Source organism: Streptomyces sp. NBC_01474 (genome assembly GCF_035918215.1).
GTDB classification, from domain to species: Bacteria; Actinomycetota; Actinomycetes; order Streptomycetales; family Streptomycetaceae; genus Streptomyces; species Streptomyces aureus.
In genome coordinates this window covers 10,023,180-10,047,343 of record NZ_CP109449.1, presented here as the reverse complement: position 1 = coordinate 10,047,343, position 24,164 = coordinate 10,023,180, and the positions used below count along the sequence as shown (strand labels likewise).

Genomic DNA, 24,164 nt, shown 5'->3' with positions numbered 1-24,164 from the left:
TGCGGCAGGCCGGGGTGGGGAAAACTGGCTGCCGGGGACAACCACCGGGCGAAAGAGACCGCAGGATGACCATGGACGCTCAGTCGGCTCCCGTTCGGGTCCTGGTATTCGGCGCTGCACGGCGCGCCGGGTCCACCAACGCACAGCTCGCCTCGCTGGCGTCGAACCTGATCGCCGAGACCGGTGCCGAGGTCGACCTGGCCAGGATGCGGGATTTCGACATGCCGCTGTACGACGGGGATGTGGAGGATTCCGAAGGGCTGCCCGCCGGTGCCCTGGCCCTGTGCGAAAGGATCAAGCGCTGCGATGCGTTCGTGATCTCGTCGCCCGAGTACAACGCCTCCGTTCCAGGACTGCTGAAGAACGCCATCGACTGGGTCTCCCGAGTCCGGCCGCAGCCGTTCAAGACCAAGCACGCGCTGCTGGTCTCGTCTTCCCCGTCGATGATCGGCGGCAACCGCGGCCTGTGGGCGCTGCGGGTCCCGCTGGAACACCTGGGGACACGGGTCTACCCCGATATGTTCAGCCTGCCGCGCGCGTACGAGGCTTTCACCGAAGATGGCCGCCTCGCCCACCCCGGCTCCCACGAGCGGCTCGCCGACACCATCTGCGGGTTCATGCGGCTGGTACGCGCCGACGTGGAGTTCGTGTGCCTGCAGCGTCGCTGGTACGAGTTCCCCGGCGATCGCACCGACGCTCCGGTCACCCACCGGAGCGAGGACTGACGCACGGCGGCACGACGGAGCCGGCGGTCACCAAGGACCAGACGGCGAGCACGGGGATGTGGGTGCCGCTGGGCAGCTACAGCCTCAAGCAGGGTTCCAAGCTCAAGCTCGACCAGTCCGGCACGGGCGTCGCGGTGGCGGACGGCGTCAAGCTGGTCCGTTTCCACAGCCGGTGACCCGGCCTACGACGAGCAGCACCCCGACTGGGCAGCAGATCGGAGACGTTCTTCGTCAGGACCTCAGCCGTGCCCGAGGGCTGCCGGGCCTGGGGGTACCGGGCCTCCTGGGACGTTGCGCGGGAGCGTCTGCCCGGCTCACGGTGCAGCCCTCACATGGGAGTTGACGCCGCCTCGTGCGGTGGCCCGTCAGCCTGACTCGGCCACACAGCGCGGATTGTGGGCCTTGGGAGGGCCTATCGCCCCGGAGGACTCGGCTGCGGCGTTGTTGCAGCTCCTGAGGGAGGGCACGCTCGGTCGACTGCGTCGATACCTGGATCTGGATGAGCTTGCGGAGCTGGTGCAGCCGGGTCCATACGCCGGCCTCGGCCTACTCGGCCAAGCGCCGCCAGCAGGTCATGCCCGAGCCGAAGCCGAGCTCCTGCGGCAGGTGTTCCCAGGCAACCCCGCTATGCAGCACGAACAGGATGCCCTGGAACACCAGCCGGCCCGGATGGCGCTTTCGTCCCGGATGCCGCGACCGCCGTTCCACCTTCGGCAGCAACAGCTCGATCACCGCCCACAGCGCGTCATCGACTTCTCACAGCTTCGGCCGAGCCACGTCCGTGGGCTGAGCCGTCCCAGGAGCACCCCCTGAGCCCGGAGGGCGTTGCGCCGGAGGGAACCCCTTGCGCCTGAAGCCCGTCGAGGAGGCGTGGGACCTGCTGCCCGGGCCGGTGACGGTCGACTCCGGCGGCAGCGGCGCGGAACTCTGGGTCTACCAACGGCCCTCCGCCGCCCGGCACCACCGGCTCCGGCCGATGAGCGTCGGCTCCCTGCGCGGACAACAGGCCTCAGCTGGCTGATACAGCCACGCGTGCCGAGGCGGTGGGGCGGGTGGTGTGGTTCTACAGTGCGCAGGTGTCCTTGGAATCCTCTTCGCCGGGTGGGCGGCCGTCTGTGTGGAGCCGCGGGTGGGTGTGGTGGCTCCCGTTCGCGGCAGTGGGCTTGGACTTGATCTCGGAGGCCGCCCTGGGCGGGCGGGAGCCGGTCAGTTTCCTGCTCACGGGCGTTCCCCCGCTGGTCGCCGCGACGCGCGGGCCCAGAGGCACCGCCGCTTCGGTGGTGATGTGTCTAGGACTGCAGATGCTGATGGCGTGGCGACGTCCAGGCCACTTCGACGAGCAGCACCATGTGGCGCTGTATGTGGCGACATTCCTCATCGGCGTCGTCAGCGTCCTGCTCTCTGTGCAGCGGGAGCGCGCGCAGAGGCATCTGATCCGGGCGAATTCGGTGGCCGAGGCCTTGCAGCGAACCCTGCTGCGGCCCGTGCCGCCCCGGATCGGGCATGTGCGCGCCGCCGCCTACTACACAGCCGGGGAGGGAGGCACGCTGGTCGGCGGTGATCTCTACGACGTGTGTGAGACGCCGTTCGGAGTGCGGGCGATCATCGGCGACGTGCGAGGCAAGGGACTGGACGCGGTGCAGGCGGTGGCCGCGGTCCTGGGGGGTTTCCGGGTGTCCGCGCACGAATGGAAAGATCTCCCCCTCCTGACGGACCGGCTGGAGCTGAGCATCGACCGCAACGTGACACGCAGAACGGTCGGCGACCCCGAGCTGTTCGTGACCGCACTGATCCTGGAACTCGACCAGGACACCGTACGCATCATGGACCGCGGCCACCCGCCGCCGATCGCCGTCGGCCCCCACGGCGCCCGCATCCTGGCGACAGCCCCCGCACTCCCCCTCGGACTCAAAGAGCTCTCTCCCGTCCCGGGGCTGACGACCTTGCACAGACTGCAGTCCAGCGAAGTCCTCGTCCTCTACACGGACGGCATCAGCGAGGCCCGCAACTCCGACGGCGACTTCTACCCCGTCCTGGAACGGCTCACCGAACACTTCCGCGGCACACAGAGGACGGATCCGGAGGCGGTCGTGGCGTTCCTGGAGACTGACACCAGGAACTGGTCGGCCACCTCCGAGGGAGACGACCAGGCCGTACTCGCCATAGCCCTCATCTGAAACGGCAAGGCCGCACACCGCACTTCCTCTCGCGGCCACCGCCGTCTTCTTCTGACCGCCACACCGGCTTCCTGTTCCTTCTGAGCACGGGCCCGGACGATGCTGCGCTGAACCCGCCCGCCCGGCTTCCGCCTGAGTCACGTCGTCAGGCGACGGAAGTACAGTCGAGCAGCAGGGAATCGAGTAGCTTGGCAGTGGCCTCCGGGTCCGGTGCCGCCGCTGCCATCAGACTTGTCGCCGTCCATGCCGCGCAGGAGGTAGTAGTCGGTCTGGGTCCTCATACCGACCGGGTCCTGGCCACCGGTCTGCACACGGACGTGACCGTACCTCCGGTAGGAGGACCAGGTCTTGTACTTCTGCTTGGTCAGTCCATCGTCGTCGTAGTGCCAGGCCGCTCCCCCGAGTTAGGAGTAGCGGGTGACCATGTCCAGGGAGGACCTGGTGCGGTCTGTCTGGATGACCTGGTCGACGACGTACTTGTTGAACCACTGCCGACTCGGGTCGGCGTCGCCCTCCTTGATGAAGTACACCGGGTAACAGCGGGTGGTATTAGTCTCCGGGGTGGGCAAGTTGGCCGCGGTGGAGTAGGTGACATCCGTCTGGCCACCGAATTCGTCGGCGATGGTGGACAGGCGTTCCTTGATGAACGGCGACGTGTCACCTGCGATGTCGAGGCGGTTAGCCCGCTGGTCGTAAGACCGGCGGTGGCGCCCAGCGGGTGGGTGAGGACGAAGGCGGACCGAGAGACGATCGCCTCTCGCCTGTCGGTGACCCATTCGAGCGTTGTTTGACGGCCGTGCCTTCGCCCTCGATGGTCGGACTGCTGTGGCGGCTAGCGTGGATGCACCGCCCAGGTGTGGGTGTACCTCACGCGCCCGAGAACGACCGTTCGAGCGTTCTAGCGGTTTTCCGGCGGGCGAGCAATTGGAAGGGCCTGACATGTCCAACCACTTCACCGGCCTCAGCCTTGGGCCACCACTCGGCGACCAGCGTCTAGATCTGTGCGACCTCTATGCCTTCGAGGTACCCGGCGATCCGAGCAGGACCGTTCTCATCCTCAATGCCAATCCCAACGCAGATGCCATGCACCCCGACGCCGTATACCGCCTGAACATTGACACCGACGGCGATTACCTGACCGACGGCGCCTTCAGCTGGGTCTTCAGTCCGCCGGCATCCGACGGCTCGCAGACCTACAGCGTCTTCATGGCAACCGGTGCGGAGTCCCGCAGGCCCGAGGCTGTCGGCACCAAGATCGTTTCAGACGCCGCCGTCTCCTTCAGCCCGCAGGCCAACGTGGTCAGCAGCGGCGACTACAAGGTGGCCGCAGGTAGCCGCAGCGATGCCTTTTTCTTCGACTTCGACGGAATCAAGAATCTGTTCGACACCAGCGGCAACCGGAATTTCACCGCGCCGCATCTGGGCGGAAAGTCCCCGTGGACCGGCGTTGACTCCAACAGCACGGCCAACGTCTTCTCCATGGCCATCGAACTGCCGACCGCTGAGCTGGCCCCCAAGCCCGAGCTGCACATCTGGGGCCGGTGCAGTGTCCAACGCGACGGCGAACTCGTCCACGCGGACCGGGCCGGGCACCCGTCAATGAGCAGCTTCTTCAATACCGACGACACGAAGGAGGAGTACAACGCCAGCGAGCCGGTCAACGACCGAGCCAGGTGGACAGACCAGTTCGTCCACCTGTTGGGCCACACCGGCGGCTACTCGCGTGAGGAGGCGATCACCGCGCTCGACGAGCACGGCCTCCTGCCGGACGTGCTGCACTTCGACCCGTCCAAGCCTGCCGCGTACCCGAATGGCCGGACATTCACGGAAGACGTCATTGACATCCGCGTCGCGTTCCTCACCAAGAACGAGGCGCCGTCTACCGGTCTGACACCGCACACCGACACCCTGGACCGGTTCCCGTACCTCGGCAACCCGCACCCGGCAACCACCTCCTGACGGATCCCTGCGGGACGCACCCGGGGCTCCGACGGCCGAGCCGGGACAGGCCGATCGATCAGTAATTCGGACTGGCCTCGCTGTTTCGGTTGAGGTGTTGAGGCATCGGAAATCGTCAACTGTCGGCTGGCCGAGGTGTTTTCTCAGTTCGGGCATGGTGAGGTCCCGGCGCGATGATCGGGTTCTCCGGGGTCCTTCGGGTCGTGGGCGGGCAGGGGTTCACCGGTCAGGTGCCGGGACGAGGCAGTTCGGCAAGGCGGTGGAAGGCCATGGCCAGTTCGTGTCCCCATGGCCAGGACGCCGAGATCCGCAAGCGCGGGCGTCGCCTGAGGCGTCGTCCTCGGGATCCAGACCGGCGCCGAAAGCTCCACTCGTCGCGTTGGGTGACATCGGCCTGGAGATGGTTCCTCTGCCCCCAAGGGCAAACGGCCGCCGATGAAGGCATTCAAGCTGCTGGCGACATACGCCGACGAGGTCGGACTGGAACGCGAGACATTCGAAGCGTACCGACTCGTATCCGGAGCATGGCCGAAGTAGCAGCGCGTCAAGGATGTCTGCTGGACCGTCCATTCGAAGGGCGGGAAGTTGGAGTGCGCGTAACGGCCACCGACCCGGGAGCGCTCGAACAACGCCATCACATCAGGAAGACGAGGACCACGACCGCGGTGTCCAGCACCCACGGACAGGCCCGGTCGGCTGCCGAAGCCGCTGGCCGCCCTGGGACAGACGGGCGACCAGCGGTCCCATCCCGCTGATGTCGTCGGTGGTCACGGACGTCACCTGTCCATGGTGCGGGTGTCAGGCGTCGGTGCGTGCGAGCCGGCACGCCGCGCCCGCCAGCGCCAGTGCCGTCCAGCCGAGGAAGACCAGCAGTCCGGCGCCCGGTGACAGGGTCGTGGAGTCGTGCGTCAGAGCGAACATCGACTCTCCCGCATTGGACGGCAGGTAGGGGCTGATGTTGTCCTGCCAGGAGCTCGGCAGCAGGGAGATCAGTCCCGGGATCAGCATCAGGGCGGCCACCAGCACCGAGATTCCGCCGGCTACCGACCGCAGCAGCGCGCCCAGGGCGGCGCCGATCACGCCGACCAGACCGAGGTAGAGCCCGGCGCCCAGCAGGCTTCGTACGACTCCGGCGTGCGTCAGGCTCATCGCGGCGGGCGTGCCGGAGACGATGCCGCTGCCGAAGCCGAAGGCGACGAACGCGCCGATCGTCCCCACCACCAGCGCGACCAACCCGAACACGGCCGCCTTGGACCACAGCACGGGCAGCCGTCGGGGGACCGCCGCGAGCGTCGAGCGGATCATGCCGGTCGAGTACTCCCCCGCCGTGACCAGCACGCCGAGCACGCCCAGGGCCAGCTGGGCGAAGTTCGTACCGAAGAGGGACAGACTGACGGCCGTCGAATCGGCGAAATCCCGGTCCATGTGACCGGAGTTGATCCCCGACTTGTAGCGGCTCGCGGAGATCAGGCCGAAGGCCACCAGGAACAGCAGGCCGAGGCCCAGGGTGATCCAGGTCGAGCGCAGGGACCACAGCTTGGCCCATTCGGAGGAGAGCACGCGCCGTCCGGTCACCCGGTAGAAGGGGCGGGCGGGGGTGGTCCGGGGTTCCTCGGTGGTTGCGGTGAGGGTGCTCATGCGGGCCTCCCGGCTGCCTCGAGGGTCTCGATCCCGGTCGTGGAGCCGTGGTACTCCACGGCATCCCTGGTCAGGTCCATGAACGCCTCCTCCAGTGACACGGTTCGCGTGCTCAACTCGAACAGCGCGATCCCGTGCTCGGCGGCCTTCAGTCCGATCTCCCGGGCTGTCAGCCCGGTCACCTGCAGCTCCTCGGAGCCGATCCGTCCGGTGACGTCGACGCCCGGGCCGGCCAGAACGTCCCGCAGCCGCGCCGGGTCCTGTGTCGCGACGTTCACCGTGTCGCCGCCCGCCTCGCGGATCAGGTCCGCCACGGTCGTGTCGGCCAGCAGCCGGCCGCGTCCCACGATGATCAGGTGGTCCGCCACCAGGGCCATCTCGCTCATCAGGTGCGAGGACACGAACACCGTCCGGCCCTCGTCGGCGAGCCCCTTCAGCAGGTTGCGGATCCAGAGCACACCCTCCGGGTCCAGCCCGTTGACCGGCTCGTCGAGCATCACCGTCTGCGGATCGCCCAGCAGCGCCGCCGCGATGCCCAGCCGCTGGCCCATCCCGAGGGAGAAGGCGCCGGCCCGCTTCTTCGCCACGCTGCCAAGGCCGGCGAGGTCGATGACCTCGTCGACCCGGCGGCCCGGAATGCCGTGAGTCAGCGCGAGGGACCTGAGGTGGTTGTAGGCGGAGCGGCCCGGGTGGATCGACTTCGCCTCCAGGAGGGCGCCGACCTCCTGGAGCGGTGCCCGGTGGCGGGCGTAGTGGTGGCCGTTCACGGTGACGGAGCCGCTCGTCGGAGCGTCGAGGCCGACGATCATGCGCATGGTCGTGGACTTGCCCGCGCCGTTGGGTCCCAGAAAGCCCGTCACCGTGCCCGGCTTCACGACGAAGTCCAGTCCGTCCACAGCCGTCTTCTCGCCGTACCGCTTGGTCAACTGCCGTGCGTCGATCATTCGCACTCTTCCTTTCGGCCTGTGGCGTCCGTCGCCTGCGACGCCTCACCGGCAACGCTAGGCACCGAATCACCCCGATCCTGTGGTACCAGGAGGCTGGAACCCGAGGGGCACGTGGTACCGCGGTACTACGCGTCTACCTGCGGTGTCTTCCGTGTTCGCCGGCTCCGCGGTGGTCGCAGCAGGCGTCCGGCCGCTGCGGGGAGTGGCTCGTCCGCGCTGCGCCCTGCGTCCCTGCGTCGACGGCGCACTGGGCCCGCTCCGCGCTCTCGACCAGGCTCTCGCTGTCCGAGGCGGCGTTGGCCAGGCTGGCGCAGCACAGGGTGAGCAGGAGGGCGCCCGCCACGAACGGCAGGGTGCGGCGCGGGGGCGGTGGGGTCAGCAGGGCCCGCACCCGCTGGGGCACCTCCCCGCCGGTCGCGGCCAGGGCAGCGGGGCGGGATGCGCCGGCGGAGGCGAGAGCCGCCCGTCCAACGGCGCGGGCGACGACCGTACGGCTGCCGACGTGGGTCGCGGCCTCCTCGTCAGCCCATCGCTCCAGTACGAACCCGCCTGCCTCGGCCAGCGGTTGCAACAGCGGATTGACGGCAGCCGTGAGTCGCCAGACAGCCTGGAAGAGGTGGTGGCGGCGACGGAGATGGGCTCGCTCGTGCGCCAGGAGGGCCTCGCGTTCTCCGTCGCCGAGGCAGCGCAGCATTCCGCGGGAGACCACGATCCGTCCGGGGACGCCGGGCAGCGCGAACGCCTGCGGAGTCTCGTCGTCGAGCACGGCCAGCTCGGAGTCTCCGGGCATCCGGCCGCATTCCCGCCGGGCCCACAGGACATGGCGGATCTGTCGTACGGCCGCGACTGGCAGCGACACGACTCCCGCCGCCAGAGCCAGGGCACTGATGGCCGCGACAGCCAAGGAGACCGGGTCCTCGGCACGCAGGGCAGTCACCGACCAGTGGCCCTCCTCCGCGACCTCGGGGATCTGCGCGAACCCGGTGAACGCCAGCAGGGCCAGTGAACCGAGCCAGCCGGCCGCCGTCACGAGCGCCGCACACGCCAGGGACCAGGCCGCGTGCCTCGGTGCCGGTCGCCGTGCCGCCCGGGGCGCGAGCACCGCGAGGACCACGGTCACCAGGAGGGGAATGTAGACGCTGATCGTCACCGGTCTACCGCCCGTCTGCGCCGCGCTCGGCGTCCTGCTCGCCCAGCAGGCGGTGCAGCAACTGCTCGTCCTCCTGGGACAGTTCGGACACGAAGCGGGTGAGTACCGCCTCCCGGTCCGAGCCGCGCTCCAGAAGGCTGTGCATCCGCACAGCGGTCTCGGATGCCTCGTCCCGGACGGGCGCGTAGGCATATCCACGGCCCGCGGGGTGCCGTACGAGCATGCCCTTGTCGTGCAGGCGCGACAGGATCGTCAGCACCGTCGTGTAGGCGAGGTCCCCAGGGAGCCGTTCTAGGACCTGCCGTGCGGTCAGCGGCCGGTCGACGGCCCACAGGGCGGCGAGCACGCCACTCTCCAGCTCCCCGCGTGCCCTTCTGCCGGTCATCCCGCCGCTTTCCTCGCTCTTCCGGTCGTGCACCGTCCACCGCCTTCCCGCTCGGCACACCAGCCTACCGGGAGCTACTACGGCTTGTAGAAAGCGGGGCGGGACCTCTGCCACTGGAACTACTACATCTCGTACGAGCCAACCTACTACATGTTGTAGAGTTCGTCCGCCCCACTCCACCTGCGGAGAAACGAGCCCCATGCCCCACCTCGGAAGTTCGGCGCATCTGCGTGCCCTGGCGGCCGCCACCCTGCGCCCCGAACCGGCGTCGGCCACGGCACAAGCCGAGCGCATCGCGATCGTCTCGGCGAGCATCGGCGCTGGCCACGACGGTGCCGCCGCCGAACTAGCCCGTCGGCTCACCGCCCACGGCCTCACCGTCGACCGGTTCGACCTGCTGGATCTGTTGCCCGCCCGGATGGGACCGCTCGTCCGGGACGGATACCACCGGATGCTGGTCCTGGCCCCCTGGGCCTACCAGTGGGTCTACCGCAGCACCGAACGCGCGGGTGGTGGCGGACCGTTGGCGAGGGCGCTGCTGCGCACCGCCGAGGACCGCATGCTGCAGACGCTGCACCCCGGCACAGGTGCGATCGTCTCCACCTATCCGGGAGCCAGCCGTGTCCTGGGCGGGCTGCGGCTCCGCGGGAGGCTGGCCGTGCCCGTCCTCACATATCTCACCGACTTCTCCGTGCACCCGCTGTGGGTGGCGGACGGTGTCGACGTCCATCTCGCCGCACACTCCGTGCCCGCCAGACAGGCGCGCGCCGCCGGGGCGCGGGACGTCCGGGTGTGCGGTCCGGTAGTGGATTCGCGATTCCGCCCCGGCAGCGCGAGGGAGCGCGTCGCGGCCCGTACCCGCTTCGGGTTGCCGGAGCAGGCACCGCTGGCGCTCCTGGTCGCCGGCTCCTGGGGCGTCGGACCGGTCCGGCAGGTCGCCCTGGAGCTGCGCGACTGCGGTGCCGCCGTCCCCGTGGTCGTCTGCGGCCGCAACGAGGCGCTGGCCGGGCAGTTGCGGGCGGACGGCATCGAGCACACCTACGGCTGGGTCGACGACATGCCCGCCCTGATGCACGCCGCCGATGTCCTGGTCCAGAACGCGGGCGGGCTGAGCTCCCTGGAGGCGTTCGCCACCGGCCTGCCCGTCGCGAGCTACCGGTGCATACCGGGTCACGGGCTGACCAACGCCGCCGCACTGGAGGAGGCCGGCGCGGCGGTATGGATACGTGACCCGGCCCGCCTCAAGGCCGTCCTGTGCGACCTGATCGACGGCCCGCTCGGACTACGCCAACGCGAGTCCGGCCTCGCCCTGTTCGCCACCGAGCCCAACGGCGGACCCGTCGCAGAGACAGCACGCGTCCACCGCGCGGGGCCGCCTCCGCGGCGCGCGGCGGGGCGGCGGCGCCCCGCGATGCGGCGGCTCGCCGTCACCACTGCGGCGGCGTGCGCCGTATGGGCGTGCGCGGTCGGCACGGGGGTCGCCACCGAGTACGACCGCCCAGGCGTGATCCACGCCATCGGACACGGCCTCGACCTGGACGACCCCTCTTCAGGCCACGCGCCCCGCCCGGAACGCCACCACTCGTGACCGCCGCCCGGCTGATCCTCAAAGCAGCCCTCGCCGCCCTGCCCACCCTCCTGACGGCCCATGCCGCGCCTGCCGTCTCCACCTTTGGGCCGTTGCGCAACCGCGCCATGCCCCGCCTCTCGGGCCGGGGCCGCCCCGATCACATCGCCCTCACCTTCGACGACGGCCCCGATCCGCTGTCCACCCCGCTCTTCCTGCGCCTCCTCGCCGAGCGCCACATCCGGGCGACCTTCTTCCTGCTGGGCCGCGAGGCGCAACGCTCGCCTGGCCTGGTCCGCGAGATCGCCGCGGCGGGACACGAGATCGGCGTCCATGGCTGGCTGCATCGCCCGCTGGTCCTGCGCGGCCCGCGCGCCACGTACGCCGACCTCGCCCGTGCCCGCGACACCGTCGCCGACATCACCGGGCTCCGACCCACGCTCTTCCGGCCCCCTTACGGCGTCATGTCGACCGCCGCGCATCTGGCCACCCACCGCCTCGGTCTCACCCCGGTGCTCTGGACCTGCTGGGGCGAGGACTGGACCGCCCGCGCCACACCGGAGTCCGTCCACCGCACCGTCACGTCCGACCTGGACGGCGGCGGCACCATCCTGCTCCACGACTCCGACTGCACCTCGGCTCCGGGTGCGTGGCGCTCGGCTCTGGGCGCTCTTCCCCTCATCCTCGACACTTGCGAGCAACGCGGCTACGAGGTCGGCCGGCTGCACGACCACGGATGATCCCCACCTCGTGCCACATCGAGGCCGGCGATGCCATGCGTGCCCCTTGACCCTCACTGGTTACGGGACAGGGGCCCGGACGCTCAAGATCCCCACACCCCGTCGGCAGCCGATCAGGTCACCATCGCCGGTCGCAGCCAGTATGTTCAGCCTGCTTGGCAGCAACCACCGGACGTCGGCGCCCGGACATCGCTGCCCGGAGTGAGAAGCGCATCCTCAGAGGGCGTTGAATCTAGACATATTGCCCTTTACGTCCTAGTAGGTCCCTAGCCAGGTTGGTGTGGTCTCATCCGTTGTGCGCATGGCGAGGTTGCCGATCGACGCGACATGGAGCATGGCTTCGGAGCTGACGGCGACGTAGATGAGGCGTGCGGCGACTGGGCGCACGGTGCACGGTGCACGGGGAGCCTTCGTCGGGCGGAGTGAAGCCAGCTCCGATCCGTACGCGCTTCCACTCACGGCCCTTGGCCATGTGCACCGCGGAGACGGCGACGCGGGCCCGTGCTTCGTCGCTCATACGCTGGACTGTGCGGATGATCTGCTGGGGGCCGTAGGCGTCCACCAGTTCCACGATGGCAGGTCGGCGGCGGAGTCCCGTTCGGCGTACTCCTCAACCTCGCCCCAGGAGGAGAAGAGCGACGACCGAACCACCGAACCTCAACACCCGTCAAACGACTCTGCCCAGCTGATCAGCAGTCCGGACGCGGTTGGGCCGACTGCACCGTCAGCGGCCACCAGACGGAAGTCGAAGCCACGGCTTCCTACATCTCCGCCGCCCCCGAAGATCTCTTGACGGCTGCAACCCGGCTGATCGTCGGCGAGACCGACGTGGCCGGTCGGCGGGTTCCGCGTCGCCCGTCGCCCACGGCGGCCGGTCAGAGGTCGAAGACAGCGCGTAGGGCTTGGTCGACAACGCACGGCCTTCTCGAACATCGACTCCCTGGCCGATGCGATCGGGGCGCCCCGGGACCGGTCCATCACACAGCGGCTCGACTCCATCGAGGTGAACTGGGCAACGTGAAGCAGCTGTTGCGGGCGCTCGCGCGGGCTCAGGGCATCTCCCCCCACGCCGAATAGATTCCGGCCGGCGCACGGCCGCTCGGAACAACGGCTCAGAACGACGACCAGGGCTGGCCCGGTCCCGCAAGGCAACGTAGGGAACGTTGAGCGCGTGCCACCGACGATTGAGCGGTACGAGAGGGGCCTGGCGATCAGGCCCGGGGCGTAGCGGTGCGCTCTATGACGATCATGGCGGCGTCGTCGTTCAGGTGCCCGCCGACGTGGTGCAGCAGGTCACGGCGGAGGCGGTCGAGGAAGGCGTCGGGGTCGTTCTCGGTCCAGCCTGTGATGCGCTCGGCGAGCGGGTAGAAGGTGCCGGTGGAGTCGCGGGCCTCGGTGACACCGTCTGTGTACAGCAGCAGAAGGTCTCCCGGCTCGAACTGGAAGCTGTCCACGTGGTAGCGCGGATGCGCCAGTTCGCCCAGGCCCAGCGGAGGTGCGGGATGAAGGGTGTCCATCGTCGTCGGTCGGCCGTTGCGCTGGACGATGGGCGGGGGGTGTCCGCAGGCGACCATCTGGACTAGGCCGCCGTGGTCGGGGATGTCCAGGATGGTGGCGGTGATGAAGGTTTCGCCGTAGCGGCCCGTCTCGCCCGGCTCCGTCAGGTCCCAGCACACGCTTTGGTCGAGGTAGGTCACCAGCTCGCCCAGGCTCGCCGGGCGGTGGGCAGCGATGCGGAACGCTCCGAGCAGCAGGGCTGCGTCATTGACCGCGGTCATCCCCTTGCCTTGGACGTCGCCGACGATCAGCCGGGTGCCGGAGGTGGTGCGCGTCGCCGCGTACAGATCCCCGCCGATCTGGGCCTCGGCCTCCGCGGCAAGGTAGAGGGAGGCCACACGCAGCGGCCCGATCTCCTTGGGCAGCGGCGGCAGGACCACACGCTGAGCGGCCTCGGACACGTACCGCACTTGCGCCAGCACTTTTGCGCGACGCTCCCGCACTACGCAGAAGATCACCAGGGCCGTGCCGACCAGCACCAGGGCGATGATCTGTGCCTGGTCGTTGGACGAGAGCAACTGCTCAGGATCGCGCAGCACCCCGATGGCCGTCTGCGCGATCACCGCCAGTGCAGCGATCAGGCCCACCGACCAGGGCCCGCCGAACAACGGCGTGATCGCCGGGGCCGCGACGAGCAGCGCACCCAGATGAATGTTGGGCGGAGCAAGGTCGTCGATCACGGACACCGCAACAATCCACGCGATCGGGATGGCGAGCAACGCCCGGCCCGCTCGCACCGGCCGTCGAAGTCCTTCGGGGCGCTGCGGCATGACTCCTGTCTACACCGCCCTTGCTCGGCTCGCACCGACGGAGACCGGCAGTTCGGTCGCCTGCCGCCGGCCCTGACGACCAGGAACCCGTGCCACTTCAAACCTCACTGGCACGATTCCGATGGCCGTCAAATTTCGGTGACACGGATCAACGTTCGATGGCACAGAAGAGCACGCACCACGCGTGCTGGGCCCCGGTCTGTGGGCTCACCCAGAAAATCGAAGTCGGGTCGCCCGGAGGGATCTCACCTCCGGGCTCCCACAGAACCGTGCGTGAACCTCTCGGTTCACACGGCTCTTGTCATCCTGATCACCAGGCTCTCGGGTTCAACGCCCAGTGGGCGAAGAGCCTCGGGTGCTGGCGGGTGATGCGCTGCCAGCACGCGTGAGCCTTCTTGAACGAACTGAACCGTCTGTACTTCTTCCTGATCCAGCGCAGCAGGTAGGCATTGATGCGCAGGAGGAGGGGAATCAGCTTGGAGCCGTAGAAGGCTCCGTAGTACTGGATCCAGCCCCGCACGACGGGGTTGACCTGTCGCGCGAGCTCGTGGAACGTCGCTTTGACCTGCTTGTGGAGCCGCCAGGAGCGAACTTCACTGCTGATCTTGTTCAGGGCGTCCTTGCTGATCGCAGGCAGGAAGCTGGTGTACCTCGTCTTCCTGCGTTGCGACCACGCTTCGCGGGCCTGAAAGGTGTACCCGAGGAACGTGAACGACGTGTGCTCATACGAGCCGCGCCGTTTCCAGTCCTTGCAGTACACGATTCGGGTCTTGTCGGGATGCAATCGCAGCCCGACCTCTTCCATCCTGTTCTCCAGCGCCGCCAGGACCTCGCGGGCCTGGCGGAGGGTGACGCAGTGCACGACTGCGTCATCCGCATAGCGTTCGAACTCGAGCCCCGGGTACTCCCGAGTGAGCCAGGTGTCGAACGCGTAGTGCATGAACAGGTTCGCGAGCACGGGCGAGACCGCCGAACCCTGAGGGGTCCCCCGATCCCGCACCTGCAAGGAGCCGTCGGGCAGTTGGAGCGGTGCACGCAGCCACCGTTCTACATACAACTTCACCCAAACGGCGTCGGTATGAGCCTGCACAGCCTTGACAACCAGGTCCCAACGCACGCTGTCGAAGAACTTCTGGATATCCAGATCGATAACCCAGGCATGCTTCCAACAACGCTGCCGGCACGTCTCGATCGCGTGCAGGGCTGACCTTCGCGGCCGGTACCCGTACGAGTCCTCATGGAAAATCGGATCCACTCGGATTCCCAGATGCCTCGCCACTACAGTCTGCGCGACCCTGTCGGCCACGGTAGGAATGCCGAGCATTCTCGTCCCGCCGCCATGCTGCTTCGGAATCTCAACCGCACGCACCGGAGGAGGGAAGTAAGTCCCCGACGACATCCGATTCCAGAGCTTGTACAGGTTTCCCCGCAAGTCTTTCTCGAACTCGTCGATGGACTGCCCGTCCACTCCCGGCGCACCCTTATTCTTTTTGACGTCCCGATACGCCTCCATGACTTCCCATTTGGAAATATCAAACGGCTTGTTCGGTGACTTCAGCTTGTTCATCGGCTCCTCCCGGAAAATATCCGGTTGACCAGACATACACAGCTACGAATGACCCGGCCCCTTCGCTCCACCCCCATTACAGGGGCTTCGTCACTACTACGAGCCGGTCCGCCAGCGCCTTCCCGCATCGGTACTCCACCCCTCACGGGACCTCCGCTTGAGGCTCTCCCTCTCGCCCCCGACCGGGGGCAGTATCGAGACGCGCCTTCCCACGTTCCTCACAAGAGCAGCAGATTAGGCTCACGCCGCCTTCATGCCGGACACCACCTGGCCAGTAAACGGGTTTCCACCAGGCTCATCCCGGAGGACACGTGTTCCCCCCGGTTTTGATGCCACTTTAGTAGATAACGACACTTCGTCGGCGGTTCACTTGCGTTCGTCTTCCTAATCCCTACCTGACGCCTTGAGGCGCCTTTTCCACATCGCTCACCACGGTTGCGTTACCACTCCCGCAGCATGTGGCGGTTTGAAGCCTCCCCCCCGTAGGGCGGCTCCGAAGGGCCAGATCCTTCATCTCCCGTGAAGCATTGCTTCCAGAATTCCGCCTACATTTCGAATTCCTTTCCACATTCGTGGCACACCACGCGCTCTACTGGGTGGTGTGCGACGAGCCGACCGGCCAAGCACAGCCTCGACCAGCTCACCGTGCTGGTGAAGACCCGGCTCAAACGGATGCAGTACCGGCCCAGCCTCATCGACGGCCTCATCGCCAAGACCGGCCTCGACTCCCAACTGCCGCAACTTCAGCCATTGAAGATCTCTAGCCGATGCTGGGGTCGTCCTGTTTCGTCTCGGCAGGACTGTTGGGATCCATTCCCGCGGTGCCAGCCGGCCGCCGACCGGAGTTGATGGCCCAGCGGGCGAGGAGGAAGGAGACCGGGGTGACGAGGACTCCGGCGACGAGTGCGGCGACATTCTTTTCCATCTCGAGTCGGCTGACAGCTACATAGAGAAGCGCGCCGGAGGCCACGAGGTTGAAGCCGCTGGACAGCGGATACCGCAGAAACGCGCGCCAGGTCGGACGAGTCCGGCAGGTGAAGTGGGAATTGAGCAAGAAGGAGCAGACGGTACTGACCGCGTATCCCAGGGTATGCGCGATGAGATACGGGATCCACGGGTTCAGGACGGCATAAGTGGTCAGATATACGGCGGTGTTGACGAATCCGATCGCCACGAAGGTCGCGAACTGCCGTTTCGTTGTCGGACGGCCTGTCGGATCAGTGATCGATCCGTGCCGTTGAGGGCGGGGCCTCGGGGCGGGACTTTCGTCCGTTTCCCGGATTACGAAGGATGGACGGCGTTTGACCTCGTGGTAGATGCGCCCTACGTACTCACCGATGATGCCCAGGGTGATCAGCTGGATTCCACCCAGCCCTACCGCCACCATCAGAAGTGTCGCGTAGCCGGGGACAGTGGCCCCGTGAAGTGCCACGTCGAAGCCCACCCACGCCGCATAGACGACTGCGGCCAGAAAGCACCAGAAGCCCGTGTAGATGGCCATTCGCAGCGGCCGGTTATTGAAGGACAGCAGCCCGTCGATGCCGTAGTTGAGCAGACGGCGGCTTCCCCACTTCGAGTCGCCGGCCAGCCGCTGCGCGTTTTGGTAGGTGAAGGTGGCCGTCGTAAAACCGATCCAGGAGAAGATGCCCTTAGAAAATCGGTTGGTCTCCGGCAGTGACAGCACCGTGTCCACTGCCTGGCGGGACAGCAGTCTGAAGTCCCCGGCGCCATCGAGTACCTCCACATCCATCAGGTGGCGCACCAGGGCGTAGTAGCTGCGGCTCAGCACGGTGCGCGCCGCACCCTCACCCTCACGGTCCCTCCGGGGGATCACCTGGTCGTACCCCAGCCTGTGGAGTTCAAGCATCCGGGGAATGAGATCCGGGGGGTGCTGCAGGTCCGCGTCCATGAGGACCACCGCCCGCCCCCGGGACATACGCAGGCCGGCGAGCATTGCGGCCTCCTTGCCGAAGTTCCTGCTGAGCACCGCGTATCTGACGCGCCGGTCCGCGGCCCCGAGCCCGCAGATAATGTCCCGCGTGTGGTCGGTGCTGCCGTCGTCCACGTAGCAAATCTCGTAGTCGAGACCGGACGGGCCGAGAGCATCCCCGACAGCCGAGTGGAACCTCTCAATGACTGCAGCCTCGTTGAAGCACGGAACAACTACGGAGAGCTGAGAAGTCGTCACATCTGTCTCCTGACCCACACGCGGAGGCGGCGTCGCTGTCCCCGGCCGTAGCAAGGGGGCGAACCCCACGGGCATTCGATCCGTATTTACCGGCGGAGTGAAGGAATCACATGCCTACGCGCCTGTGGATACCCCGTTTGGCCTCAACCTGGCTCTGTCGGAGATCTTGGATGGGCGGCCGCAGCTCCCGAGGGTTCGCCAGGACCTTGGCTGGGGAATCTCGTTCTGATCCAGGAAGCTCTGGGGGGCGGTCGGCGGTCTCGGTGGGATAGGGAGCCTCGGCCACTGACCGGCTGCAGAGGCACTCGATATTCACGGCGATATCCGTGAATACGTGGTGCAGGTGGGCGGTAGCAGCGCGGCGTATGCCACCGTGCCCCTGAGCGAAGTCGTTGATGGCGCCCTCCGCCCCTCAGCGCCGCCCACCTGACCTCCCAAGTAGGCCTCGCCTCCACGACGAATTCGTCGGATACCTCGACCCACCGCGAACACGCACCACGAGGCGGCAACCGGCAACTCAAACGCGATGCTCCCCTGCACGATCCCGCCTCCCGCACCTCCTACGACCGATGCCGAGCCAGAGGAGAGCCCCACACGCAGCTCTCCTCCGCCCGGCCCGACAACGCATCAGCGTGGTCTTCGCGATGCAGCAGCCCGCGTGTCAACCAGGTGGTGGAACCCCGTGCAGGTGGTCTACCTGCCCTCCGGTAACGACGGGCGTCGCGCCGGTGCCGGCAGTTTCACCGCCCGCCGCGAGGCGGCGTGCAACGCGCATACGCGTGGCTGGCGCGAGCAGCGAAGAGCTGGGCTCCGGACCCCTGCGGGTGGTCCCTGGGATTCGGCGCAGTCACCTGACGTACGGGCCTGTGATGAAGTGTCAGTTCGGTGGTGTTCCGGGAACGTGACGGGCATGGGCTTGCACAATCATGGATTTCCCTACGCACCGTGACCTGCGCGCAGGAGCGGAGCGTGCCTGCCGATGCATCATCGCCGAGCCCGCCTGTCCTTGGCCAACTCTGCAAGCATCCTGAGGTCGTACCCAAGGAGATGTCGGGGCTGCTGGAGCGGCTGGCCGAGATGCCCGAACCCGAGCGTGGCGCTGGCCGGGGCGCGCACTACATCGTGATCGTGAAAGCAACCAAATGACGCACCGCAAGGAGCTCAAGTCCCTTCCGTGGAAGCAGTTTCCGCTGCAGAACCGTACCCACGGCGCGGGCACGGCCGGGCGAGATCCGCAGGATCAAGGTGTACACCGTGAACAACCCGCTCTTCCCGTGTGATCGCCAGGCCGTCCAGCTCAAGGCGTCGCCGAGTAGACCGCGAGTCCGATCATCAGCCTCACCGCCGAACAGACCACACTTGCCGAGCTCGCCCGGCTGATCATGGGCACTGGAAGATCGAGGCCCGGCACCACGTACGAGACGTGACGCTCGCCGAGGACGCCCCCAGCTGCGGACCAGCCCCGCACCCCGCGCACTGCCGCCTGCCACAACCTCGCCATCGGCGCCTTCCGCCGCGCAAGGAAGGCCAACATCGCGGCTGGCCTCCGGCACAACGCCCGCGGCGCCGAAGACGTCCTCCTGTGGCTCACGTGATCACGCGACTACGCCGAAGCCCTGTTCATCGGGGCAGTGACTCGGTGGCTGTGTGCCTGTAGCCGTGTGGACATCTGCGGAGAGGTTCGTGTGCCGGACCGACGCATCCGACCGCCCCTCCACTGCGGTGAACCGGCGAAGCTGTGGATCTAGCCAGACCGGACGCCGCGCTGCTTGTGTCGCCGCCGGGTCACGGCCGCCAGAGCCAGGTGTTCTCCGGTCCTACAGGCAGGCACAACCCGAGGTGGAGACGGGGGGCGCTCCGTGCCGCGTCGTCCTGAATCAGACAATGGTCGCCCGAGAGGAGCTGTCCGCCGGGATTCATTCGCCACCGCTGGTCAGGGGCCTTGCTGTCGCATGGCGAGACACGCGGGGATGGCGCGGCGGTCAGGCAGCCACCGTGAGCCGTTCTGGACTGCCACTGGCCTGGGGGGACATGGCGCCATGACTGTGCGGAACTGCCGTTGCAGCGTGATGTCCGCACGGCGTCTTCTGCTGTCCCCGGCAGCTTGTTCGTAACCTCGAGGCAGAGCTCCGCGCCGCCCGTCTGGGAGATGATTGCGCCGGGGCGGGCATGCTGCTGGGGGCGGGGGTACTGCCGGTGCATCCAGTTCTGGTAATTGGGGGTAATCGAGTGGGGCTCGTGGCAGCGTGGCGGATCACAGCGCACCGTGTGTAGGTACGTCGCAAAGATCCGCTGCTTGTCCCTGGCCTGCTCCGGTGCGAGGTTGTCCGGCAGGAGCGACATAGGGTATCCGCGGTAGGCGATGATGCCACCGCGAGGATGCAGAGGGAAACCCGCCATCCGGAAATAGCGCGCTGCCACTCCGTGGTCGCTGTGGTCCTCACTTCTTGTGTGCGAGGGGCCGAAGGAAGCGTTGTCGAAGTCCAGGGTACGAATGCGCTCGATTTTCCATCGCCTGGCCAGATCGGTGATTGTTGCGATGAGAGATTGCTCTGTGTACCGCGCCGGGGAGTCGACCGTGGTGATGCTGGAGATTTCGCCACGGAAAAGCCTCAGGAGGCTCTCGTGCCGGTAGACAGAGCTTCCTTTCCCTGTCGGAAGTCCGTCGGGCAGCCGGAAGAAGGACAGTCGAATTTCAGGTCGTTCACGCAAGGAGAAGGAGGTGATGTTGTGGTTGTTGACTGTGAGGGTCTCGGTGACGGTATGCCGCCCGACTCCCGCCATGGCCGCATAGGCGGCGATCACGCCGGATTCGCGGCTCTTTGCGTAGGGACTGCGGTTGTATGACTGGCCAGCGTCCCCTGAGGTCAGGTAGACCACGTCGAGGGGGCATCGGGCAGTGATGAGCTCCTGGATCTGGGGGTTGATGAAGAGGAGGTCATCGTCCTCGTGGGCCACGCCGATCATTTCCCGCAGGCAGGAGCCCGATGGCTTTCTGTGCGCATCGCGCCGGGCGGCATCTGCGGAGTGACCGGTTTGTCGAGGCGGCTGGAAGGACGGCGCTCCGAGAAGGGCTGGCGCTGCGACGAAAAAGAGGCAAAGGACGGCCGCGGAAAGTGCTGTTGGCGCGGACATCGCACTTTTCCTTCCGGGGCTTTTACTCACGTGCTCATCCTCTCCTGGGCATGGGCGCCCCCGCCCTCTCTGGCACCCGCACTGACACTCGGTCGTGAGGCCCTCCCGTTCAGGCGCTCCCCAGCCGCTCAAGGCTTGCCGGTCGCGTTGGTGATGTCCTGGACCCTGTAGTAGCGGGCAACGCAGAGCGCCGGCCACGTCTTGTTAGCACCGTGGCCGAACGGCTCGGTCATCTTTCTGATCGGGAGCCGCCTGTACGGAAGAACTCGGGCTCCCGCCGCGGCCTGGGACCGCATCCGCGTGTCCTGCTGGTCCCATGCGCTGGCGCGTGCGGCCATGTCGGAGTCCAGGACCGCGAGCGATGCCGCCAGGCCGAGACAGACGACGGAGTACACAGCCGCTCCTGCGGCGAGGGCCGTTGCGACCTGTCGGCCACGGCGGTGCCATGCGCAGGCGGCGAGTGCACCTGCATAGACGAGGAACAAGATGTACAGCAGCAGGTAGTCGTTCCACAGCCGTGTCGATGTCATCACGCCGGTACGGAAGGCGGGGTAAGTGATGACGGTGCACGCGTAGCCGGCGACCACGAGGACCACGATGCATGTCCCGATCAGCAGCGCCGCGTTCTTCGCGCGGACGACACGTTCCGGAGAGGCACGCACGAGGAGACAGCCCAGGATGACGCCGCCAGCGAACGCTCCTAGGTACGGCCAGGCCGTGAGACACCTCAAAGCGATATACGCGAATCCGTAAAGGGACTCCCACAGGGACTTAGGGGCGAGCATGATTGATGAGTTCTTCGATTGGCGCCGGTGTAGTGCACCGGGCGACGTGTACAGGATGAGCATTCCGGTCACGAGGCCAGTAGTTGCCGCCGCGCACCACAAGTGGACGAAGCGTCGCCGCGCGGCGGGGATGACACGGCCGCTGATCACCACTGTGCATCCCAAGGCGACCAGTGCAACCACGGTGGTTTCCTCCGACAGCAGCCCCAGCGCTGCTCCCGTCGCGGCCGCTGTGCACAAGGCGAAGGCACGGCCCCGCAGTGAGGTGGCCCTCAGGACCGGGACGATGGCTGCGCAGGCGAAAACCGGGGGCAGCGTGTGCGAGACGGATGCCGCCGGCCAGTAGAACGTCTTGTACGTATTTAGGGAGCCGAAGAGGAAGACGGCGGTCACCGTGGCCGCCATGAACAGCGCTGTTCCGCGCGGCGGCCTTCTTTCCGCGGCAGGCAGTGCGGCGGCACAGAACGCCCACAGCAACAGAAGAATCAGCACTCCGCTGGCCGGCCCGAACCACTGCTGCCCGGCGACGCCGAAGCGCGCGTAAGACCAAACGAGCACGGCGTTAACGACGCGCCCGTTGTCCCTGAAATAGAACTTGTCCACCATGGCGGTCAGCCCGCCGTCACGGACCACGGGCAGGAAGCACCAGTCGTCCCCGCCGGGCCGCACCCAACGGGCGGCCCAGGCCGCGTAGGCGAGCAGAGCCAGTGACATGACACAGAGCAGTACCGGCCACCAGCGGGCCCGTTCCACCAGCATGTCCGTATGCAGGGCATCTTCGGTCTGCTGTCCCCGGACGGCTCTTTTCGGTAGGCGTTCCACGCCCTTTCTCCCTTTCGGAGGGTGTCGCCAGTGGCACCTGCGGCGGCATTTTCGGAAGGTTACAAAAAGAGGAGCACGGCAGGGAATACAGCTTGAAATTTACCCGCTCGACCTCAAACGGGCGGGTCGGGCTCGCCCGGCTCGAGGTGTCCGTACACCTGGACGCGGACGCCGTGCCGACTGAGGATCGCCACCTGGATCACCGGGTTCTACAACGCTCATCGACTACACAGCGTGTGTGGGTACAGGAGCCCGATCAACTACGAACGAGACCATCCTCCCCTCTGGGATTGGCCGCTCAGCAGATCTCCACAGTTCGATTCGAGGGGATTGACATCATCTCCACTCCCCAGCTCACAGGGACGCGCTCCGCTTCAACGCAAGGCGCCCTGCGCTCCGGAGGCTGCTCCCCACGCGGCCGCTGTTCTCACATTGGACGGCGGAACCGCGCGGTGCGCTGTGTCCGTGTGCATATGTGTCTACGTACCGGTTCCGTCTGCTGTGTGTCCGTAGACGTTCCGCACGTTGTCGTGCGCTGTCGCCATGCTTTTCGTGGCAGGACCGACCGCGAAGGCGCGGAGCACGTTCTCGGTCGTACGGGTGACGAAGGCTCCGGTGCGTGCGTTCATGCCGTGGTTACGGCCGTTCTCCCTCGTTCCAGCCATGAGAGCCTCTACCCACCGCATCGTCCCCGCGGCGAAGACGCCCGCGCCGCTCGGCACGGTGTAGTACGCGGAGTCGGAGTAGCTGCTCCGGCCCTTGCAGACCAGCGGGGAGTGGGCGACGATCTCCATCGGCCCGGGGGAAGGCGCCTCCGGCATGACGCGGTCGTATTCCACCCCGACGAGGTGGTTGAAGGAGTCCCCCCTCTTCACCCCTGTCCCCGCGAAGATCCAGTGGTCCGCACCGTGGACGACATACGGAGCGTCCGTGGGATAGCCCTCGTACAGAAGTCCGGTCATGGAGGATTCCGGCTGGGCCGCGGGCGGCGACCTGAAGTCGTTGGTCGGCATGGAGGGATGGTCCACGAGGTACGGATCGTCCTGGTAGTCGGTTTTGTAGCAGACAACCCTGCGGGCGGCGCCGGTCTCCATCGGCTCCAGCCTGACCCGCCGGAAGCAGCTGTTGGATCCCAGAAAAACCAGATTGGTCCCCGCGTCGCGCGCCCGGGTGACGTACCACCGCTGCTCCGGAGTCCAGTACTCGTCGTGGCCGAGCGAGACCACTGTGGTGGCATCCCTCAGCACCGACGGGGCGAGGTGGATGTCCACGCCCGTGGTGTACGCCAGGGGGATGCGCAGTCGCTCCGCAAGAACCACCGCAGCCCGCTCGTAGGCCAGGAACTTCTCGGCGCCGTTCTTGTCATACGGCCGGTCGAAAGAGACTGCCAGCGAGCGATTCCCGTACGCTCCGTCCTTGCCCTCGTAGAGGCTGTAGCCGCCCCACTGGTTGTACGCCTGCCAGGTCGCGGCGGCGTGCATCAGGAGGGTTGCGCCCGAGGCGCTCGCGGAGCGGACGATCATCGGCACGTACCGCTGGTGTCCGCTCTCCGCGTCCAACCGCAGGAGATACGCGCCTTCCGGCCAGCCGTCAGTGCGCACCACCGTTGTTCGTTCCCAGTCGGCCTGTACGGTCCGGGTGCCGCTTTCCAGTCGCGGCGGGTGCTGGTGTCGGCCCGCCACCTGGCCGGATCTCCAGACGAGCCGGGCCTGAGCACCGCCGTACCAGCCGATCCGATACGCCGAGACACGGAAGCCGGGCGCGATGGTCGAGACGTGCAGCCCGAATGCCTCGCCCGGCAGAACGCTCACCTTGTCGGCATAACCTTCGATCGCATCGGGAGGTCCCAAGGACCGGATACGCCAGTCAGGGCTCCCGGATCGGCGCCCCTCCTCGGCGGCCGACCGCTCGGATTCAGTGCGGCCCTGCCCGGCGCCAGGACTCACGTTCGCAGTGGAGTCACAGCCGGTCATCCCGCAGGCGGCGAGAGAGAAAGCCCCTGCCGCCGCAACCCCGAGGAACCCCCGGCGGTCGAAGCCGCCCAGAGCAACG

General features: G+C 67.2%; 18 protein-coding genes and 4 pseudogenes. 9 read left to right on the top strand and 13 right to left on the bottom strand.

The window, feature by feature from the left end; genetic code table 11:
* Nucleotides 1-65: 65 nt before the first annotated feature.
* Entirely contained in the window at nucleotides 66-725 is a 660-nt protein-coding gene (locus OG758_RS46065) for an NADPH-dependent FMN reductase (RefSeq protein WP_382059439.1), read from the top strand.
* A gap of 549 nt (nucleotides 726-1,274) precedes the next feature.
* Here the strand turns inward: OG758_RS46065 and OG758_RS46060 are convergent.
* Nucleotides 1,275-1,466 (bottom strand): annotated as a pseudogene (locus OG758_RS46060) (transposase); the annotation flags it as partial.
* A 103-nt stretch (nucleotides 1,467-1,569) separates the two neighbouring features.
* On the opposite strand from OG758_RS46060, the gene OG758_RS46055 reads away from it, so the two are divergent.
* Both OG758_RS46055 and OG758_RS46050 read left to right on the top strand, forming a co-directional pair.
* Complete coding sequence (locus OG758_RS46055; protein WP_326715383.1) at nucleotides 1,570-1,746, top strand: hypothetical protein; 177 nt, start codon at nucleotides 1,570-1,572, stop codon at nucleotides 1,744-1,746.
* A gap of 136 nt (nucleotides 1,747-1,882) precedes the next feature.
* Nucleotides 1,883-2,902 carry a PP2C family protein-serine/threonine phosphatase gene (locus tag OG758_RS46050; RefSeq protein ID WP_326715382.1) on the top strand — a complete coding sequence of 340 codons (1,020 nt, stop codon included), beginning with the start codon at nucleotides 1,883-1,885 and terminating at the stop codon, nucleotides 2,900-2,902.
* Nucleotides 2,903-3,306: 404 nt separating this feature from the next.
* Here the strand turns inward: OG758_RS46050 and OG758_RS46045 are convergent, their stop codons facing one another.
* Entirely contained in the window at nucleotides 3,307-3,432 is a 126-nt protein-coding gene (locus OG758_RS46045) for a hypothetical protein (RefSeq protein WP_326715381.1), read from the bottom strand.
* 409 nt (nucleotides 3,433-3,841) lie between these two features.
* Here OG758_RS46045 and OG758_RS46040 point away from each other — a divergent pair, with 409 nt between their 5' ends.
* Nucleotides 3,842-4,861 (top strand): DUF4331 family protein, encoded by a 1,020-nt coding sequence (locus tag OG758_RS46040; protein WP_326715380.1) that lies wholly within the window; start codon nucleotides 3,842-3,844, stop codon nucleotides 4,859-4,861.
* A 798-nt stretch (nucleotides 4,862-5,659) separates the two neighbouring features.
* Here the strand turns inward: OG758_RS46040 and OG758_RS46035 are convergent.
* From OG758_RS46035 to OG758_RS46020, 4 genes are all read right to left on the bottom strand, one after another.
* The gene (locus OG758_RS46035) at nucleotides 5,660-6,499 is read right to left on the bottom strand and encodes an ABC transporter permease (RefSeq protein WP_326715379.1); all 840 of its coding nucleotides are present in this window, start codon (nucleotides 6,497-6,499) and stop codon (nucleotides 5,660-5,662) included.
* Nucleotides 6,496-7,443: an ABC transporter ATP-binding protein gene (locus tag OG758_RS46030; RefSeq protein WP_326715378.1), complete on the bottom strand. Its 948-nt coding sequence runs from the start codon at nucleotides 7,441-7,443 to the stop codon at nucleotides 6,496-6,498. Before OG758_RS46030 ends, OG758_RS46035 begins: the two co-directional genes overlap by 4 nt.
* 136 nt (nucleotides 7,444-7,579) lie before the next feature.
* Nucleotides 7,580-8,596, bottom strand: coding sequence for a M56 family metallopeptidase (locus OG758_RS46025; RefSeq protein ID WP_326715377.1), 1,017 nt, complete (start codon nucleotides 8,594-8,596; stop codon nucleotides 7,580-7,582).
* Nucleotides 8,597-8,600: 4 nt separating this feature from the next.
* Nucleotides 8,601-8,981, bottom strand: coding sequence for a BlaI/MecI/CopY family transcriptional regulator (locus tag OG758_RS46020; RefSeq protein ID WP_326715376.1), 381 nt, complete (start codon nucleotides 8,979-8,981; stop codon nucleotides 8,601-8,603).
* A 199-nt stretch (nucleotides 8,982-9,180) separates the two neighbouring features.
* Between OG758_RS46020 and OG758_RS46015 the strand changes: the two genes are divergently transcribed.
* Both OG758_RS46015 and OG758_RS46010 read left to right on the top strand, forming a co-directional pair.
* Complete coding sequence (locus OG758_RS46015; RefSeq protein ID WP_326715375.1) at nucleotides 9,181-10,569, top strand: MGDG synthase family glycosyltransferase; 1,389 nt, start codon at nucleotides 9,181-9,183, stop codon at nucleotides 10,567-10,569.
* Entirely contained in the window at nucleotides 10,566-11,288 is a 723-nt protein-coding gene (locus OG758_RS46010) for a polysaccharide deacetylase family protein (RefSeq protein WP_326715374.1), read from the top strand. The genes OG758_RS46015 and OG758_RS46010 overlap by 4 nt, the downstream gene beginning before the upstream one ends.
* A gap of 255 nt (nucleotides 11,289-11,543) precedes the next feature.
* Here the strand turns inward: OG758_RS46010 and OG758_RS46005 are convergent.
* The 3 genes and pseudogenes from OG758_RS46005 to ltrA all read right to left on the bottom strand — a co-directional run.
* Nucleotides 11,544-11,645 (bottom strand): annotated as a pseudogene (locus OG758_RS46005) (IS5/IS1182 family transposase); the annotation flags it as partial.
* Between the two features lie 854 nt (nucleotides 11,646-12,499).
* A complete protein-coding gene (locus OG758_RS46000; protein ID WP_326715373.1) occupies nucleotides 12,500-13,615 on the bottom strand; it encodes a PP2C family protein-serine/threonine phosphatase in 1,116 nt (371 codons plus the stop codon).
* A 310-nt stretch (nucleotides 13,616-13,925) separates the two neighbouring features.
* Entirely contained in the window at nucleotides 13,926-15,182 is a 1,257-nt protein-coding gene (gene ltrA, locus OG758_RS45995; protein ID WP_326715372.1) for a group II intron reverse transcriptase/maturase, read from the bottom strand.
* 621 nt (nucleotides 15,183-15,803) lie between these two features.
* Here ltrA and OG758_RS49235 point away from each other — a divergent pair.
* Nucleotides 15,804-15,920: pseudogene (locus OG758_RS49235) on the top strand (IS630 family transposase); the annotation flags it as partial.
* A gap of 22 nt (nucleotides 15,921-15,942) precedes the next feature.
* Here OG758_RS49235 and OG758_RS45990 read toward each other — a convergent pair.
* Nucleotides 15,943-17,370 (bottom strand): glycosyltransferase, encoded by a 1,428-nt coding sequence (locus tag OG758_RS45990; RefSeq protein WP_326715371.1) that lies wholly within the window; start codon nucleotides 17,368-17,370, stop codon nucleotides 15,943-15,945.
* Between the two features lie 414 nt (nucleotides 17,371-17,784).
* Between OG758_RS45990 and OG758_RS49230 the strand changes: the two are divergent.
* Nucleotides 17,785-18,017 (top strand): annotated as a pseudogene (locus OG758_RS49230) (IS110 family transposase); the annotation flags it as partial.
* Nucleotides 18,018-18,339: 322 nt separating this feature from the next.
* Nucleotides 18,340-18,516, top strand: coding sequence for a hypothetical protein (locus OG758_RS45980; protein ID WP_326715370.1), 177 nt, complete (start codon nucleotides 18,340-18,342; stop codon nucleotides 18,514-18,516).
* 639 nt (nucleotides 18,517-19,155) lie between these two features.
* Here OG758_RS45980 and OG758_RS45975 read toward each other — a convergent pair.
* From OG758_RS45975 to OG758_RS45965, 3 genes are all read right to left on the bottom strand, one after another.
* On the bottom strand, nucleotides 19,156-20,505 hold the full coding sequence (locus OG758_RS45975) for a ricin-type beta-trefoil lectin domain protein (RefSeq protein ID WP_326715369.1): 1,350 nt from the start codon (nucleotides 20,503-20,505) through the stop codon (nucleotides 19,156-19,158).
* Nucleotides 20,506-20,633: 128 nt separating this feature from the next.
* On the bottom strand, nucleotides 20,634-21,896 hold the full coding sequence (locus tag OG758_RS45970; protein WP_326715368.1) for a DUF6056 family protein: 1,263 nt from the start codon (nucleotides 21,894-21,896) through the stop codon (nucleotides 20,634-20,636).
* Between the two features lie 695 nt (nucleotides 21,897-22,591).
* Complete coding sequence (locus OG758_RS45965) at nucleotides 22,592-23,923, bottom strand: N,N-dimethylformamidase beta subunit family domain-containing protein (protein ID WP_326715367.1); 1,332 nt, start codon at nucleotides 23,921-23,923, stop codon at nucleotides 22,592-22,594.
* Nucleotides 23,924-24,164 lie beyond the last annotated feature (241 nt).